Origin of the sequence: Candidatus Fukatsuia symbiotica, from assembly GCF_003122425.1 — a bacterium.
Taxonomy (GTDB): Bacteria; Pseudomonadota; Gammaproteobacteria; order Enterobacterales; family Enterobacteriaceae; genus Fukatsuia; species Fukatsuia symbiotica.
The window spans coordinates 2,458,127-2,474,746 of record NZ_CP021659.1 but is presented as its reverse complement, the minus strand read 5'-3'; the positions used below and the strand labels follow the sequence as shown (position 1 = coordinate 2,474,746).

The 16,620-nt window shown below is 43.2% G+C and carries 12 protein-coding genes and 2 pseudogenes; 5 read left to right on the top strand and 9 right to left on the bottom strand.

All coding sequences use genetic code 11. From position 1 onward, the window contains the following. Nucleotides 1–17 precede the first annotated feature (17 nt). The 4 genes from wzzE to trxA form a co-directional block, all read right to left on the bottom strand. Nucleotides 18–1,097: an ECA polysaccharide chain length modulation protein gene (gene wzzE / locus CCS41_RS11990; protein ID WP_072550432.1), complete on the bottom strand. Its 1,080-nt coding sequence runs from the start codon at nucleotides 1,095–1,097 to the stop codon at nucleotides 18–20. Between the two features lie 65 nt (nucleotides 1,098–1,162). Further along, entirely contained in the window at nucleotides 1,163–2,239 is a 1,077-nt protein-coding gene (gene wecA / locus CCS41_RS11985) for a UDP-N-acetylglucosamine--undecaprenyl-phosphate N-acetylglucosaminephosphotransferase (protein ID WP_072550408.1), read from the bottom strand. A 522-nt stretch (nucleotides 2,240–2,761) separates the two neighbouring features. Next, entirely contained in the window at nucleotides 2,762–4,030 is a 1,269-nt protein-coding gene (gene rho, locus CCS41_RS11975; protein ID WP_072550409.1) for a transcription termination factor Rho, read from the bottom strand. A 519-nt stretch (nucleotides 4,031–4,549) separates the two neighbouring features. Next, on the bottom strand, nucleotides 4,550–4,891 hold the full coding sequence (gene trxA / locus CCS41_RS11970) for a thioredoxin TrxA (RefSeq protein WP_072550410.1): 342 nt from the start codon (nucleotides 4,889–4,891) through the stop codon (nucleotides 4,550–4,552). A 118-nt stretch (nucleotides 4,892–5,009) separates the two neighbouring features. Between trxA and rhlB the strand changes: the two genes are divergently transcribed. Both rhlB and CCS41_RS11960 read left to right on the top strand, forming a co-directional pair. Further along, complete coding sequence (rhlB, locus tag CCS41_RS11965; RefSeq protein ID WP_072550411.1) at nucleotides 5,010–6,317, top strand: ATP-dependent RNA helicase RhlB; 1,308 nt, start codon at nucleotides 5,010–5,012, stop codon at nucleotides 6,315–6,317. Nucleotides 6,318–6,321: 4 nt separating this feature from the next. Then, nucleotides 6,322–7,232: pseudogene (locus CCS41_RS11960) on the top strand (Ppx/GppA phosphatase family protein); the annotation flags it as partial. A gap of 8 nt (nucleotides 7,233–7,240) precedes the next feature. On the opposite strand, the gene CCS41_RS11955 reads toward CCS41_RS11960, so the two are convergent. Then, nucleotides 7,241–7,441, bottom strand: a complete 201-nt coding sequence (locus CCS41_RS11955) for a hypothetical protein (RefSeq protein WP_072550412.1) — start codon at nucleotides 7,439–7,441, stop codon at nucleotides 7,241–7,243. Nucleotides 7,442–8,011: 570 nt separating this feature from the next. On the opposite strand from CCS41_RS11955, the gene CCS41_RS11950 reads away from it, so the two are divergent. Then, nucleotides 8,012–8,773 carry a hypothetical protein gene (locus tag CCS41_RS11950; protein WP_162860070.1) on the top strand — a complete coding sequence of 254 codons (762 nt, stop codon included), beginning with the start codon at nucleotides 8,012–8,014 and terminating at the stop codon, nucleotides 8,771–8,773. A 667-nt stretch (nucleotides 8,774–9,440) separates the two neighbouring features. Here the strand turns inward: CCS41_RS11950 and glnQ are convergent. The 4 genes from glnQ to dps all read right to left on the bottom strand — a co-directional run bounded on the left by glnQ (nucleotide 9,441) and on the right by dps (nucleotide 12,469). Beyond that, nucleotides 9,441–10,163, bottom strand: coding sequence for a glutamine ABC transporter ATP-binding protein GlnQ (glnQ, locus tag CCS41_RS11945; RefSeq protein WP_072550414.1), 723 nt, complete (start codon nucleotides 10,161–10,163; stop codon nucleotides 9,441–9,443). Continuing rightward, nucleotides 10,160–10,816 (bottom strand): glutamine ABC transporter permease GlnP, encoded by a 657-nt coding sequence (gene glnP / locus CCS41_RS11940; protein WP_072550415.1) that lies wholly within the window; start codon nucleotides 10,814–10,816, stop codon nucleotides 10,160–10,162. Before glnP ends, glnQ begins: the two co-directional genes overlap by 4 nt. Before the next feature lie 34 nt (nucleotides 10,817–10,850). Next, nucleotides 10,851–11,597: a glutamine ABC transporter substrate-binding protein GlnH gene (glnH, locus tag CCS41_RS11935; RefSeq protein WP_072550416.1), complete on the bottom strand. Its 747-nt coding sequence runs from the start codon at nucleotides 11,595–11,597 to the stop codon at nucleotides 10,851–10,853. 362 nt (nucleotides 11,598–11,959) lie between these two features. Next, nucleotides 11,960–12,469, bottom strand: coding sequence for a DNA starvation/stationary phase protection protein Dps (gene dps / locus CCS41_RS11930; RefSeq protein ID WP_072550417.1), 510 nt, complete (start codon nucleotides 12,467–12,469; stop codon nucleotides 11,960–11,962). A gap of 257 nt (nucleotides 12,470–12,726) precedes the next feature. On the opposite strand from dps, the pseudogene rnr reads away from it, so the two are divergent. Further along, a pseudogene (gene rnr, locus CCS41_RS11925) lies at nucleotides 12,727–15,045 on the top strand (ribonuclease R); the annotation flags it as partial. Between the two features lie 92 nt (nucleotides 15,046–15,137). After that, nucleotides 15,138–16,616, top strand: a complete 1,479-nt coding sequence (ilvC, locus tag CCS41_RS11920; RefSeq protein ID WP_072550419.1) for a ketol-acid reductoisomerase — start codon at nucleotides 15,138–15,140, stop codon at nucleotides 16,614–16,616. Nucleotides 16,617–16,620: the final 4 nt, after the last annotated feature.

Here is a 16,620-nt window from a genome sequence, read left to right as displayed (position 1 = left end):
GCGTGAATCTCTTAAGGTCAGTAAACGACAGACGAAGCCTGTAACATACTAATACGACGTGACAAAACGATACCTGCGCCGATTAATCCGCCAATGGCACCCCACATTATCATCAGAAAAGCACGCCTTGGGCTGCTACGGGTAACAGGTTCTTCCGGTGTTTGTAGATAACGGTAGGTCTGGAATTTTGCATCTAGAGTCGGTTTTACATTTAATGTTGCTAGAAGCGCCCGGTTTTGGTCGTAATCAGGACCAAAATTTTCACCGGATGCTTCTAGCATCTCCAAACGCGCTTGTAGTATTGGCCTACCGAGTAGAAACAATTCGGAGTTAGGCAGTTGTTCGGTTGAAACGTCCGTCTGATTACGGTTTATCTTTTGCTGACTGGCGATTTTCAAAGCTTGCTGTACTCTATTTAGCTCACGTGTATAAACAGCATGTGTGACCGCCTCTTGTTGTTTAATTTGCGCTTTGATTGCTTGCGTTCGAGCCGCCCAAGCTCCCTGGATCTCATCATTCAAGTGGCTGGTTGCTCGCTTGTTGGCAAAATTGACATATTGACGTAATAAAGTATTCGCTTCTGCTGCAGTTTCGGCGATCAGTTTCACACTGTCGTTGAGCATTTTTTTATTATCACGTACTGAGACCGAAATATCGTTGACTAATTCGTCAAGTAATCGTGCGTCAGTTTGAGTATCATCTTGTTGACGTTGCTTGTAGTAATCACTTTGGCGCCAGAAATCGCGGCGCGTATCATAGGCCGCTAATTGGGTAGTAAATTCATTATATGCTTCATCAGGAATACTCGGCCGCTCATTACTGGGGGTAGAGCCAGAGATATGCATATCCAAATTGCGTAAAAGTTGCTGCTGTGAATAATATCCAGCCAAACTATTGACAGTGGGCTTATCTGTGATCGCCACTGCGATCCACCGCGGCTTCATTAAATAGGAAACTGCCAAAGCAATAAGGGCAAACAAAATGACCATCCCCATAATCCATAGTTTGCCACACCATAGACTACGGCAAAGACCATGAATATCCAATTCGTTATCAACGAGCAACCCATTGTTTGTCACATTTTTTTCTACGGACATTGTTTTTGTGGACGCCGCTTTTGTAGATGTAGACATAGCTTCTACCTTCATCACTAAACCCCTGGTTAAGATATATGTTTAGTCGCTCCCCGTATCCGACGTTTTACGCGTTTGATGAAACGTGCCACGCGCCAAGCTCGTTTAATACAGTAGCCATATATAAAAAATACCAGAAAAAATAATAACAACATTATCCATTCTGGCACAAAAGTCAGATATTCACCCATCATACCTACGGCAGCAAGCAATACAGCAGCCAACGTAATTAACACAAAAGCTTGTCTCGACGTGAAACCCGCCCGCATGATCAGATGGTGGATGTGTTGACGATCAGGTAAAAACGGGTTCATGCCTTTGCGTAAACGACGGTACATAATGGCGATCATATCCATCAGAGGAATAGCAATAATCCATAATGCGGTGACCGGTTTGATCGGATGTGAAACACCCTGTGTAGTTTGTAACAATAGCCACATTGCGGTAAAACCGATCAGTGTGCTGCCTGCATCACCCATAAAAACTTTATAGCGATGTCCTAATAAACCGAGGTTTAACAAAATATAGGGCATAATGGCGGCAATCATCGCAAAACACCATAAAGCGACTTCAAAGTGGTTTTTTTGATATAACAATATGCCGAGTGCGCCAAAGGAAACACAGGATAGTCCACCTAATAGGCCATCTATCCCATCAACCATATTGAAAGCATTGATTGATGCCCAAACGGAAAGTAGTGTGATCACGTAAGCAAAGGGGCCTAATCCTAATTCCCAGGAACCGAACACATGACCAAAACTGCATAGATACAGCCCGGCGTAAACCATCATCACAATGCCCACCAATGCTTGTACTAAGGCGCGGATCTTGATACTGATATCAAACCTGTCATCCAGTGCACCTATTAGCACCAACACGCCCGCACAGGCTAAATAGAGCCTGAAATGAGGAATATTCTGGCTACTGTTTAGAAAAGCAAAACAAATACTCGCATAAACCGAGATACCACCAACCAAAGGGATCAGACCCTGATGACATTTACGATGATTAGGTTTATCGACCAAACCAACCTTTTTTGCCACTATGCGTGCGAAAAACAAAAAGGCTAGAGAAAACAGGAAGATGATTAGAATTTCTATACTCATTGTGAGTAAAAATCTCGTTTAACAGCGCTTGGAAAAAATGAACCTCACTCGCTACGGTGTCGAAAGAGCCTTGGCAGACCTCTTGAGAAACCTACTGTGTTGCGCGGGTCTAGCTTCATACATGAGACTTTTTGCAAAACCTACTATGTGCCACAAAACTACGTGCTGCAAATTTTGCGTTACCTGGCGCTTACAATCCCTTATGTATTCGCGTGCACTGTGCAGTTACTGCGCTTCAAGTGTTTTGACTTCACATAACGAACGACGGTTTTGCAAGAAGTCTATTGTAATTTCACACCACCGGTTACGATTTTGCAAGAGGCCTCGTGTTTAAGAGCCAGTTCGAAATCTTTTGTGCTCGCTGATATTTCGTCAAAAACGAGCTCAAAATGCTCATTTACTCCCTTTTGCTGTATACAAAGGGTAAACTGCGCTTTTTTGCTCGTTTTTTCCTCGTCTGAACTGTCGCTCAAGAAGATTTGGAACAGGCTCTAAGTGGTGTCTTGACTATTGACGAAGTTATTAACGTGAATGTTTTTTCATCATTTCGAAGAATTCATCGTTAGTTTTACACTGTACCAATTTGCCTAGGAGGTACTCCATAGCTTCAACTTTCCCCATTGGATGGAGCACTTTACGTAAAATAAACATTTTTTGTGACTCGTCAGGAGTCGTGAGTAGTTCTTCTTTACGTGTACCAGAACGATTGAACTCAATTGCCGGGAAAATGCGTTTGTCAGCAATTTCACGCGATAAACACATTTCACAGTTACCAGTACCTTTAAATTCTTCAAAGATAACTTCATCCATTTTAGAACCGGTATCGACCAGCGCAGTGGCCAGGATGGTCAGGCTGCCTCCTTCCTCAACGTTACGGGCGGCACCAAAAAAACGTTTAGGTCGCTGTAAAGCGTTAGCATCGACACCACCGGTTAAAACTTTCCCTGAAGCTGGCACTACCGTGTTGTAGGCACGAGCCAAACGAGTAATTGAATCGAGCAGGATGATAACATCCTTTTTATGTTCAACCAGACGTTTGGCTTTATCAATGACCATTTCAGCTACTTGCACATGACGGGATGCGGGTTCATCAAAAGTAGAAGCAATCACTTCACCTTTAACTGAACGTTGCATGTCTGTCACTTCTTCTGGACGCTCATCAATCAGTAGTACCATCAAAACAGCGTCTGGATAATTATAGGCAATGCTGGAGGCAATATTTTGCAACAAAACTGTTTTACCCGCTTTTGGTGCTGCAACGATCAAACCACGTTGACCAAGACCAATGGGAGTAGCCAGATCCAATACACGGGCGGTTATATCTTCTGTTGAACCATTACCACGCTCCATACGTAAACGTGAGTTAGCATGTAAAGGTGTCAGATTTTCAAACAAAATTTTATTACGGGAGTTTTCTGGTTTATCGTAGTTAACTTCACTCACTTTCAATAGGGCAAAATAACGTTCACCTTCTTTCGGTGGACGGATTTTACCAGAAATCGTGTCGCCAGTACGCAGGTTGAAACGACGAATCTGGCTGGGAGAAACATAAATATCGTCGGGACCGGCAAGGTAGGAACTGTCTGCAGAGCGGAGAAAACCAAATCCATCCGGTAATATCTCCAATACGCCATCACCAAAGATATCGGCTCCACTTTTTGCGTGTTGCTTAAGAATAGCGAAGATAATGTCTTGTTTACGCATGCGAGCGAGACTTTCCAGCTTCATCTCTTCTTCGCCAAGTTTTACTAATTCAGGGACTGACTTATTCTTTAATTCGGTAAGATTCATAATGGTGGGTTCTTTTAACTCGGGGTATGTCTCGAAGTATTGTTGTGAAAGGCACGGCAACGTCACCCGGGCCAGTTCAATGGAGCATTCCATAACCACCGGCGGTAATAACGTAAATAATAAACCATGCCAGATTTGCGCAAAAACGGCGGCTTCAAAATTAAATGTTTAGACTAATTTTACAAAAAGATTAAGTGGTCAAAAAATGGGTTAAGGCAATGACTACTTTCAACGCAGTTTATTCCCATATAGGCTATTCCCAACACTATCCGTCATTAAGTACAGTCTATTCTCAAAACAGATTATTTCAACATAGAATAAAAACTTAGGTTGATCATTCGATACTATAGAATTTGACGTTACAGAATTTTTTGGATGCTACAAACCCGGGTGTTGCCTGTAGCACATGCTGACACATAGCTTCTGTTAAATCTAACATGCTTCTTTGCAGGCGTCTAGCAGTCAGTGAGAGAAACTCCGTTTTACGTTGAACACCCGTTTTGACAGCGCTAACGTAGATTATAGATTAGCGTCGAGAAATTTTTTGAGTTCATCTTTAGATAAACCCCCTACACGGGTCGCCACAATTTTCCCCTCTTTGAACAGCAACAATGTGGGGATACTACGGACACTGTATTCTACTGCTATTTCTCTTCCTCCTCCGTGTATATGTCCATCGATATTCAACTTAGCGACAGTCAGTTTACCTGCATACTCGTCAGCAATTTCATTGAGTATCGGAGCAATCGCTTTACATGGAGAACACCACTCAGCCCAAAAGTCCACTAGCACTGGACCATTTGCTTGTAGCACCTCAGCATCAAAGTTGCTGCCTTGCAAATGCTTTATTTTATCACGCATAATTTACTCCGAAGGATTGTATCAACCTGTCCGATATAGTACTAATCGAAAAAAGGTTGATTTTATTTCACCTGATACGCTTTCGTAAAATGATAATTAGCTGATATTCTACCATACTATGAGCAAAACACATTTGACTACACAGAAGTTTTCCGACTTCGCCCTGCACCCGCTGGTTATAGAGGCTCTTGAGAGCAAAGGATTTCATCATTGCACGCCTATCCAGGCATTAGCTTTGCCACTCACCCTAACCGGTCGAGATGTCGCGGGTCAGGCGCAAACCGGTACAGGAAAGACGCTAGCATTCTTGGTGTCTACTTTTCATTGTTTGCTTTCCTCGCCCGCGCAAAAAGGGCGACAAACTAATCAACCACGTGCTTTAATTATGGTGCCGACACGTGAATTAGCCGTACAGATCCACGCTGATGCAGAATCATTATCCAGGACAACCAAGCTAAAATTGGGTTTAGCTTACGGAGGCGATGGCTACGATAAACAACTTAAGATATTGGGAGACGGTGTCGATATTCTGATTGGTACCACGGGTCGTATCATTGACTATGCCAAACAGAACTACATTAATCTGGGTGCTATTCAGGCAATGGTATTGGATGAAGCCGATCGTATGTATGACCTTGGTTTTATCAAGGATATTCGTTGGCTTTTCCGGCGTATGCCGCCGGTAGAAAAACGCTTGAATATGCTATTTTCCGCAACCCTTTCTTACCGCGTGCGTGAGCTCGCTTTTGAACAAATGAACAATGCCGAATCTGTTGAAGTAGAGCCGTTACAAAAAACGGGTTATCGTATTCAGGAAGAGCTATTTTACCCTTCAAGTGAAGAAAAAATGCGTCTGCTACAAACACTGATTGAAGAAGAATGGCCAGATCGTTGCATTATTTTTTCTAATACCAAACAGTGTTGTGAAGATATTTGGGGGCATTTAGCCGCTGATGGTCATCGGGTGGGGTTATTGACCGGTGACGTCGTGCAAAAAAAACGTCAGCGTATTTTAGACGATTTTACCAAAGGCAATCTGGATATTTTGGTTGCCACTGATGTCGCAGCTAGGGGGCTGCATATTCCGCTAGTGACTCATGTTTTCAACTATGATCTACCTGATGATTGTGAAGATTACGTTCACCGCATTGGTCGTACCGGACGTGCAGGGGAAAGCGGTCATTCAATCAGCCTTGCTTGTGAAGAGTACGCACTGAATTTACCCGCAATCGAGACCTATATCGGTCATAGTATTCCGGTAAGCAAGTATAACAGCGATGTATTGTTAACCGATTTACCACAAGCAAAACATTTGCAACATAGTAGTCGTAGTGGTGGACACCCTCGCCGTCACCCGACATCTCGCTCAGCAACACGTAGTCATAATGGTACAACACGCCATAACCGTAAACGAGTAGGCGGATAATATGATGTCGAGTACCCCTTCTTTTTATGCTGCCATCGATCTTGGATCCAACAGTTTTCATCTGTTGGTAGTGCGTGAGGTGGCTGGCAGCCTGCAAATCCTGACCCGCATCAAGCAAAAAGTACGTTTAGCTGCGGGTTTAGATGCTCAACAGCGTCTATCATCGGCAGCGATGGAGCGTGGTTGGCAATGTTTAAAATTATTTACAGCGCCTTTACAAGCGGTTCCACACAATCAAATTCGTGTAGTGGCAACCGCCGCATTGAGGTTGGCTTCGAACGCAGATGAATTTCTACAAACGGCTAACAATATTCTGAATTGTCCTGTTGAAGTGATCAGTGGTGAGGAAGAAGCACGACTCATTTATCATGGTGTAGCACAGACTACCGGTGGAACGGAAAAACGTTTAGTCGTTGATATTGGTGGTGGTAGCACCGAGATTATCGCTGGCAAGGGGCCAAAGCCAATATTTTAGTCAGTCTACCCATGGGTTGTGTCACTTGGCTGGATCGTTATTTTAACGATTATTCTTTGACCAGGAAAAATTTTGTTCAAGCAGGACAGAGCGCTCGAGAGATAATCAAGCCAGTAGTTGCAAGTTTTCGTCAATATGGTTGGCAAATTTGTCTCGGCGCTTCTGGTATTGTGCAAAGCTTACAAGAGATCATGATCGCTCAAGGCATGGGTGAGCTGATCACCTTGGCAAAATTACAGCAATTGAAGCGACGAGCGATTGAGTGCGGCAAACTAGAAAAGTTAACGATCACGGGGCTAACACCGGAACGAGCATTAGTTTTTCCCAGTGGTTTGTCGATTCTAATCGCCATTTTTCAAGAACTGAGTGTCACAAGTATGCAGCTCGCGGGCGGTGGGTTACGTGAGGGCTTGCTGTATGAAATGCTGGGCTTACCTGTGTGAGGATTTTAGTGAACCAGGTAGCGTATCCTATTGTTTTCTTCTGTACTCGTTTGTCTGCAATAATCAACCAATTTTTGCAAATCCGTTTCATATTGCTGAAAAGAAAATTTCACTTGGCTAAGAGAAGCTTTGCCCGGCGTGAAGGCATCATTAATCACTAACCATTGTGTACCGATCAGCAAATGAAGTTGCAGGCCATGTTGCATCACCTGTAAAAAAACGCGACGTCATCCCAAAGCAGATGAAACCGCCCGACTCCGGCGCCAAGAAAAAATAGAGGGCCACGTTTTTTGCAAGCAGATACGTCATGATTATATAGCAGGGGCCATGTAACATGATTGATTTGATCAGTAAATATTATTTAATATCAATACATTAGTGTAAATTTTACAGTCAACTTATACGGCCCCTGCTATATTGCTAAACGTAAATAAGCTATTTAAGAGAATTTTTTATCAACTCATCTCGGTTGGATTACTATTTTTCAATACTTTTAATTATCCTCGAATAAATAAAGACAATTAATTTTTTATTTAATTATATAAAATCTTATCGTCTATAAAATTACAATAAACTCAATTCGGGATAAGTATAACTAATTGAAATTATCATGGTGTAAAAAAACTATAATGAGAAGACGTACCAAAAATTGTATTTTTAAGTTTCAAATACCTACTTTTTCATAATCATTAAGCCAACATCTTTATCAAATTCATTTAAAAACAAATAGTTACTTAATTTTGTCCCTAACTGAGATTATAATAGAGAAGAATACAATGCCAGGTTCAGAATCAGCATCAAATTCACTTCCATTAGATCTATGTCACTTAAGTGGGGCAGGAAATAGTGATAATGCAACAGTTTTGCAACAACGATTTACTGGTGCCCATGCATCAATCTCTACTCCTAGCAAAAGACAATATGATCCCATTCTTACAATGATTTCAGGCACACACGATGGTGTATCCTTTCACCAAGGAGTAGTAATGGTTAGAGGAATAGCGTCAGAGCCGCCCGATTTACCACCTGACGAATACCCAAGTGTAAATTTTCAAGACTTACTTCGGACAAAAAAGTGGCCAGTTGAAAGTGATGTTCCTGTCGACGAAAGAGTAATGGCTTCCGAGATACCGTTGTTAGAACAAAATCAAGTTCCAAAGCGACAGAAAACCGATGAAAGCTTACTTTCCCTTTCCACTAGTACTTTTGTAGAAAAATTGCCAATGTATATGCACACAGGAGTGGATCCGGAGACCGAAACACAGTTGTCAGGATACGATGAATCTAAAAAAATGGATATTTTGATAGCATGGTATCAAAAGTTTAAGAAGGGAGGTTACGTTACCTATCCCCGTCTGTTTTGGATATTGTTCGCCGATTGTTCAACAAGAGAGAGCAACAATACAAGAAAAGCACACATCTCCGACTTCAAAAAATTAGCTAAAAATTTAGGGTGTACGACAGCAGAAAAGACTTTGTCAAAATATGTAACGGAATACAACAAGGGCAAACTCAGATTCAAACAACAGCCACAATAGGAAGTAAGATGAAGGAGTGTTAGAAATGAATCAAACAGCAAAAATGATCAAACTGAAATGAGTTTTCTCACATCGAAAAAATCATACTCTTTATCGGCGATGGCATAACTCACCTGTTTCCAGTTCCCTCTCGCCCATAGCGCCGCAAAGACTTTCATATCGGCGCGTTGCCCTTCAGATAGTCAGGTGCTCCTTACTGTGTGAGAGTTTACGATTCCAGGCAACAGAACATTATCTAGCCAGGCACAGACTTGAAAAACAGATTCTGCTAATCTAGATCAACCACTTTAATATTATCCATGATGGATGCTCTCAGGTTTACCATGTTCCGTATAGCTCGTATGTCGGGTTAGATGCGCCTATTGTGATGCGGAGGGATTGTTTGATCACGAGAGAATATGCCCAGCTTCTCTGCCTACCCCCAGTACCTTTTGGCTACAGCGTATAAACAGGTTTACTCACCCGACCGAACGGGTATAAATATTTAATCCTGCTAAGAATACGCCGCTAAAAGAACTCAACGCCATGATAGCAAATAAGATAATAAGCACTTTTTTTAGCATATTGACAGCTCAGTTTTTAATAAAAATAGCACGGATTGTACTCGTTTTAGATAACGAAACAAGGGGCACCGTAGCCCAAGTATAGGTACCCACAAAACATGCGCTTAGCTAACGTGTTGCAAGAATTCACGTAATCTGTTACTGGGTGGATTAGAGATAAGACGATCAGGCTTGCCATCTTGTACAATCCGTCCTTTGTCAATAAAGAGTAAGCGTGACGCAACTTTATGAGCAAAGCCTACCTCATGGGTCACGATTACCATTGTCATGCCTTCTTCCGCCAAATCTTTCATCACCGTTAAGACTTCATGGCGTAACTCTGGATCAAGTGCAGAAGTCGGTTCGTCAAACAACATGAGTTGTGGTTTTACCGCGAGTGCACGAGCAATAGCGACACGTTGCTGCTGTCCTCCAGAAAGCTCTGAGGGGTAATGATGCGCACGTTCTGATAGCCCCACTTTTGCCAACAGTGCAAGAGAAAGTTTTTCTGCATCGGTTTTTTTAATGCCACGGACGCGGATCGGACCGAAAGCGACATTTTCCAGTGCTGTCAAATGGGGGAAGAGATAAAATTGTTGGAAAACCATACCCGCTTCTTGGCGGATCAAACGTTCCTCAACAGCAGGATCGTTAACGTCTAAGCCATCGACTATTAGTTGCCCGCTAGTAATTACTTCTAACTTGTTGATACAACGTAATAATGTCGATTTTCCTGAGCCCGAAGGGCCGATAATCACCACCACTTCTCCTTTGGTGATATTTAAATTAATATTGTGGAGTACTTGGGTTTTTCCAAAATGTTTAGAGACGTTTTTGAATTCAATCATATTATTTTCAGCTTTTTTTCTAACCTACGCAGGACAAAACTCAGTGCTAGCGTGATAATCAGATAAATCACCGCGACTGCGGACCATATTTCCATAGCGCGGAAGTTACCGGCAATAATTTCCTGTCCCTGGCGGGTGAGCTCAGCAACGCCAATAACGATGAACAATGACGTATCTTTGATGCTCACAATCCATTGATTACCTAAGGGAGGTAGCATACGCCGTAGCGCCAAAGGCGCGATGACATAGCGTAGCGTATCACGTTTAGATAAACCTAACGCGAGGCCCGCTTCGCGAAAACCCTTGTGAATCGATAGCACTGCGCCACGAGTGATCTCGGCGATATAAGCACCGGAATTAATCATAATTGTGACTACCGCCGCAGTGAAAGGATCGATGCGCATCGGCATCATCATCGGTAGCGCAAAATAAATAAACATCACCTGTACGACAATGGGTGTACCACGGATCAGCTCAACAAATACCAGTGCGATATAACTGCTGACTTTGTCACCATAAGCACGGGCAAAACCCGCAATAACGCCGATAATCAAACCACCAAGTAACCCGAGGACCGAGATCCACAAGGTTAACTTGGCACCTTCGAGTAGAATTGGGATGGCTGGCCAAATAGCGTTCCATTCAAACAACATGGATATCCTCCTGATCTAACATACTAAAAATAAATTAGTTAGGCTCGACACCAAACCATTTTTTATAGATAGCAGAATAAGTACCTTTTGCACGCAGAGTTTTTAGTGCATCGTTAACTTTTTCTCGTAATTCACTACCTGATGGAAAAGCCACACCATATTGCTGTGCCTTAATGGGTGTGCCAACTGTCTTAAACTGACCATTACCGGCCGTTTTGATGAAGTACAGAATATTGGGCGCATCGTGTAATACAGCGTTAGCATTACCGGTCGCTAATTCTAGATAGGCATTATCGATATTGGGGAATTGACGCAAAATTTTACTTTTAACGTTGGCTTTAGCGTAGTCTACTGAACTCGTACCGCTTTTCACCGCGACGATTTTCCCTTGCAAGTCCGCTTCACTTTTGATGTCGTCATTGTCTTTTTTCACCATAATCAGCAAACCACTGTCGTAATAACCATCCGAAAAATCTATGGCTTTTTTACGATCATCAGTAATAGTGATGCCTGCTAAGGCTAAATCGACGTTTTTAGTTTGTAACGCAGGAATGATGCCACTGAAATCCATGGGTTTCAGTTGGTAGTCCAATTTCAATTCTTCGGCAATAGCCTGCCAAAGGTCAATATCAAAACCAACGTATGTGCTCCCCTGTTTAAATTCGAAGGGAAAGAAAGCAGTATCAGTCGCTACAACCAATTTTTCTTGCGCGGAGGATGTATTGACGGCAAAGGCCAACGTTAATGTTGTGACTAACAAAATTTTTATAAGTGATGTCATACGGGGAAATTCCTTTGTTTTGGGTAGAAAATATCCGTTTTAGACTAACACGACATGACCTGCCGCTAAAATAGACCTCTTACATAACCTGTTGCGTGGTGTACGACGGTTTTGCAAGAAGTCTAATATTGTACGCTGTGTTTCGATCGCCCGGCAACGCAGCACTCTCGCCCATTTTTTCCTTGTCTGAGCGTCGTCCATGACGATTTCGAACAATCTTGTCGACTTCTTAAAAAACCGAAGTTCGTTGTATGCAATCAAGGGGCAGGGTGCGTAGCAACCGGAGTGTACAACGAGTACATGAGGATTGCGAGCACCTCGCAATGTGGAATCAGTGGCACCGGATAGATTTTGCAACAGGCTTATTGTTTATCAATGTTGGCTTCAATAAGCCACAAAAATTTGTCCAAATCTCTGGACGCAGCGGTAAGTATATCAGCACTGCCTTCATCTTTAATGTCAATAATTCTTTTGCGTATACTATTTGCTATCACTGAATAACATCCAGCAAGCGCAGTCAGATGATCTTGTACCGCATAAATATCGGTCGGGTAAGATTCAAGCAAGGTATTATCATTAATGGATCGCACTGTAGCTAACACCCGCCCCCCGAGTTGAACAGCCCGTTCAGCGCAGGTATCTGCGTGCTCAGTAATACAGCTGTGGATATCATCGAGCATGGTATGGACAGCAATAAAATTTGTGCCACGCATGTTCCAATGAGCTTGTTTAGTGATTAACGCCAGGTCGGTTAATTGGATGACTATCCGATTTAATTCTTGAATAACGACAACTTTTACCGATTTATCAATGTCATTACTGGTAGGGCGGAGCTTAAAAGATTTGGTTTTCACTAGTTTAGTGGCACTCATAATGGGCATCCTCTTTTTTAGTGGTTGTCTACTTTGTACTCTTCTGCTGAATCAGTATAACAAAAATACCTACCAGATATAAGGCACAGCTTTCAAGCCAACTTGTGTTAAAATTTTTTTGCTACTGGAGTACTAACGCTAACTTAATAGACTTCCTGCAAAACCGAATTCACACCACAGGGTAGGTATGCTAGAAGTCTAATGGCGGCCAGGGTGAAATAATAGACCTCTTTGCTGATGACAACGGAGATACTGTAATGTCACAAGATCCATTCCTGGAACGAGAAATAGCAAAATATGGTTCTCCTATCCCAAGCCGAGAATTTATTTTGACCCATCTGGCAAGCCGCGAAGCGCCCGCTAGCCGCGAGGAGATAGCTAAAGAATTCAATTTGTCTGGTGAGGAACCTCTAGAAGCGCTTCGTCGCCGCTTGCGAGCTATGGAGCGTGATGGTCAACTGGTGTTTACCCGTCGTCAATGTTATGCCTTACCGGAACGCTTGGATTTACTGCGTGGTACTGTCATCGGTCATCGCGATCGCTATGGTTTTTTACGGCTCGAAGGCCGTAAAGATGATCTGTATCTCTCTGTAGAACAAATGAAAAAAGCGATTCATGGTGATGAAGTATTGGCTCAGTCTTTGGGGCTTGATCGCAGAGGACGCCGTGAAGCACGTATTGTCAGGGTATTAGTACCCAAAACCAGCCAGATTGTTGGGCGCTATTTTACCGATGCCAGTACCCGTCTTGGTTTTGTTGTCCCCGATGACAGCCGTCTTAGTTTTGATATTATCATCCCTCCTGATGATGTTTGTAACGCCTGTGCAGGCTCTATCGTGGTAGCCGAACTGATCGATCGCCCAACTCCGCGGACTAAAGCTGTGGGTAAAATCGTTGAAGTGTTAGGAGAAAATATGGGCGCCAGCATGGCGATAGATATTGCTTTGCGTACCCATGAAATCCCTCATGTATGGCCAATGCAGGTAGAAAAACAGATTGAATCACTGCAAGACCAAGTGCCAGAAGCCGCAAAAAAAGGGCGAGTTGATTTACGCGATTTACCTTTGCTCACCATAGATGGTGAGGATGCCCGTGATTTTGATGACGCTGTTTATTGCCAACAAGATGATGATAAAAAAAACAGGGGTGGTTGGCGTTTATGGGTCGCGATTGCGGATGTAAGTTATTATGTACGCCCGCAAACAGCACTGGACGATGAAGCACGTAGCCGTGGTAACTCTGTTTACTTCCCGTCAGAAGTGATTCCAATGCTACCGGAAGTGTTATCCAACGGTTTATGTTCGCTTAATCCACAGGTAGATCGTCTCTGTATGGTTTGTGAAATGACCATTTCTTCAGCAGGCGAACTCTCCACATATAAATTTTATGAAGCGGTCATGAATTCTCATGCGCGTTTGACCTATACCAAAGTGTGGAAAATTATCGATGGTGAGCAATCTTTGCGTGACCAATATCAGCCATTCGTCCCCCATCTGACAGAATTGCACAAGATGTACAAGGCGCTGGATAGAGCGCGGGTTAGACGGGGCGGTATCGCTTTTGAAACGGAAGAAGCCCGGTTTGTCTTTAACGAAGAACGGCGTATTGAACGTATTGAGCCGCTCGTGCGCAATGATGCTCATAAATTGATTGAAGAGTGTATGATTCTGGCAAATATTGCCGCCGCCCGTTTTGTAGAAAAACACAAGGAACCGGCGCTATTTCGTGTGCATGATCGTCCGAGCGATGATCATATTGCCGCATTATGCAGTGTATTGAACGAATTAGGTTTAACCCTGGCGGGTGGCTCAGAGCCGCAACCAAAAGATTACGCCTCATTGATGAACGAAATTTCTCATCGTCCTGATCACCAGATGTTGCAAACCATGTTACTGCGTTCGATGAAACAAGCGGTTTATGATCCAGAAAATCGTGGGCATTTCGGATTGGCGTTGGATTCATATGGGCATTTCACTTCCCCCATCCGCCGTTATCCTGATCTGATTATGCATCGAGCAATCAAGTGTCAATTGGCCGAAGTACTTGCTCCGCACAAAGAATACTGTACACCAACTGGTGGTTGGCACAGTGATCACCAAGAGATGTTACAATTGGGCGTACGTTGCTCAATGACTGAGCGTCGCGCTGATGAGGCCACGCGTAATGTTGCTGACTGGTTGAAATGCGATTTTATGCGTGATCAAGTCAATAAAGAATTTACAGGTATTATCGCTAATGTCACTGGATTTGGTTTCTTCGTACGCCTGGATGATCTTTTTATCGACGGTCTGGTACATGTTTCTAGCTTGGATAATGATTATTATCGTTATGATAATATTGGTCAGCGCTTGATTGGTGAATCATCCGGTATGGTGTATCGTCTGGGCGATACAGTGAAGATCCTTGTAGCGGCGGTGCATATGGATGAAAGAAAAATCGATTTTTTCTTAGTTCCAGGCGCATGTAAACCGCGTGGTTCAGGTAAAACTGCACGAAAAAAAGCCAAAAAAAATGATACGAAGTCTCTGCGTAACAAGACTTCATCAAAACGTAGCTCTGCCCTGCCAGCGTCCAAATCAGCAGCCCAGTCAACAGCTAAGTTAGCGACGGTATCCAAACGAATAAGAAAGAAAACATCCAATTAGAACTTATACAAAAAAGGAAGATTATGACTAACTATTTTAATACCTTGACTTTGAATCAAAAACTGTCGCAATTAGGTAAATGTCGTTTTATGAAGCGCGACGAATTTGCCGATGAAGCGAATTATCTCAAAGGAAAAAAAATAGTGATAATTGGCTGTGGCGCACAAGGACTTAACCAGGGGTTAAATATGAGGGATTCCGGTTTAGTGGTCACTTATGCCCTGCGTGAAGAAGCGATCACAGAACAGCGCCTCTCATGGCGTAACGCTACCGAAAATGGTTTTACAGTAGGTAGTTATCAAGAATTAGTCCCACAGGCGGATTTGGTGATTAATTTAACGCCAGATAAACAACATTCCTCAGTCGTACAGGCGGTGCAACCACTGATGAAACAGGGTGCAACACTGGGCTATGCTCATGGTTTTAATATCGTGGAAATGGGTGAGCAGGTGCGTCAAGATATCACTGTTGTCATGGTGGCCCCGAAATGCCCTGGTAGCGAAGTGCGCGAAGAATACAAACGCGGTTTTGGTGTGCCAACCTTGATTGCGGTGCATCCTGAAAATGATCCCAAAGGCGATGGCATATTGATAGCTAAAGCTTGGGCTGTGGCAACGGGGGGACATCGTGCGGGTGTGCTGGAATCCTCTTTTGTTGCGGAAGTGAAATCGGATCTGATGGGTGAACAAACCATTTTGTGTGGTATGTTGCAGGCCGGCTCTCTGTTGTGTTTCGAAAAATTGGTTGCTGAAGGTAGCAGTGATGCTTACGCGAGAAAATTGATTCAATTTGGTTGGGAAACCATTACTGAAGCGCTGAAACAAGGCGGTATCACGCTGATGATGGATCGTTTGTCGAATCCGGCAAAATTGAGGGCATTTGCTTTAGCCAAACAGTTAAAAGATATTATGGCGCCATTATTCCGTAAACATATGGATGACATTATTTCAGGCGAGTTTGCTAGTGACATGATGGCTGATTGGGCTGCAAACGACGAAAAATTGTTACAATGGCGTGCTGATACCGGTAAAACGGCTTTCGAGAACGCCCCTGAATACCAGGAAAAAATCGCGGAACAAGAGTATTTTGATCAGGGTGTATTGATGATTGCAATGGTGAAAGCGGGGGTTGAACTAGCATTTGAAACCATGGTCAGCACTGGTATTATTGCTGAGTCGGCTTATTATGAATCACTGCATGAACTGCCATTAATTGCTAACACCATTGCCCGTAAGCGCCTGTATGAAATGAACGTGATAATTTCTGATACAGCTGAATATGGTAATTATCTATTTGCCAATGCCGCCATCACTTTACTGAAGGAGAAATTCATGCCCTCGCTGCAAAGCGGTGATCTGGGTAGCAGAGTAGTGAATACTGCCGTCGATAATGCACAATTACGGGATATCAATGATGCTATCCGTCATCATCCGATTGAGCTGATTGGTCGTGAACTACGTGGTTATATGAAGGACATGAAACGTATCGCTGTAGCAAATTGACCTA

Coding starts and splice junctions, on each gene's coding strand:
- wzzE (WP_072550432.1), bottom strand. CDS start 1,097: ATGTCCGTAGAAAAAAATGTGACAAACAATGGGTTGCTCGTTGATAAC.
- wecA (WP_072550408.1), bottom strand. CDS start 2,239: ATGAGTATAGAAATTCTAATCATCTTCCTGTTTTCTCTAGCCTTTTTG.
- rho (WP_072550409.1), bottom strand. CDS start 4,030: ATGAATCTTACCGAATTAAAGAATAAGTCAGTCCCTGAATTAGTAAAA.
- trxA (WP_072550410.1), bottom strand. CDS start 4,891: ATGCGTGATAAAATAAAGCATTTGCAAGGCAGCAACTTTGATGCTGAG.
- rhlB (WP_072550411.1), top strand. CDS start 5,010: ATGAGCAAAACACATTTGACTACACAGAAGTTTTCCGACTTCGCCCTG.
- CCS41_RS11955 (WP_072550412.1), bottom strand. CDS start 7,441: ATGCAACATGGCCTGCAACTTCATTTGCTGATCGGTACACAATGGTTA.
- CCS41_RS11950 (WP_162860070.1), top strand. CDS start 8,012: ATGCCAGGTTCAGAATCAGCATCAAATTCACTTCCATTAGATCTATGT.
- glnQ (WP_072550414.1), bottom strand. CDS start 10,163: ATGATTGAATTCAAAAACGTCTCTAAACATTTTGGAAAAACCCAAGTA.
- glnP (WP_072550415.1), bottom strand. CDS start 10,816: ATGTTGTTTGAATGGAACGCTATTTGGCCAGCCATCCCAATTCTACTC.
- glnH (WP_072550416.1), bottom strand. CDS start 11,597: ATGACATCACTTATAAAAATTTTGTTAGTCACAACATTAACGTTGGCC.
- dps (WP_072550417.1), bottom strand. CDS start 12,469: ATGAGTGCCACTAAACTAGTGAAAACCAAATCTTTTAAGCTCCGCCCT.
- ilvC (WP_072550419.1), top strand. CDS start 15,138: ATGACTAACTATTTTAATACCTTGACTTTGAATCAAAAACTGTCGCAA.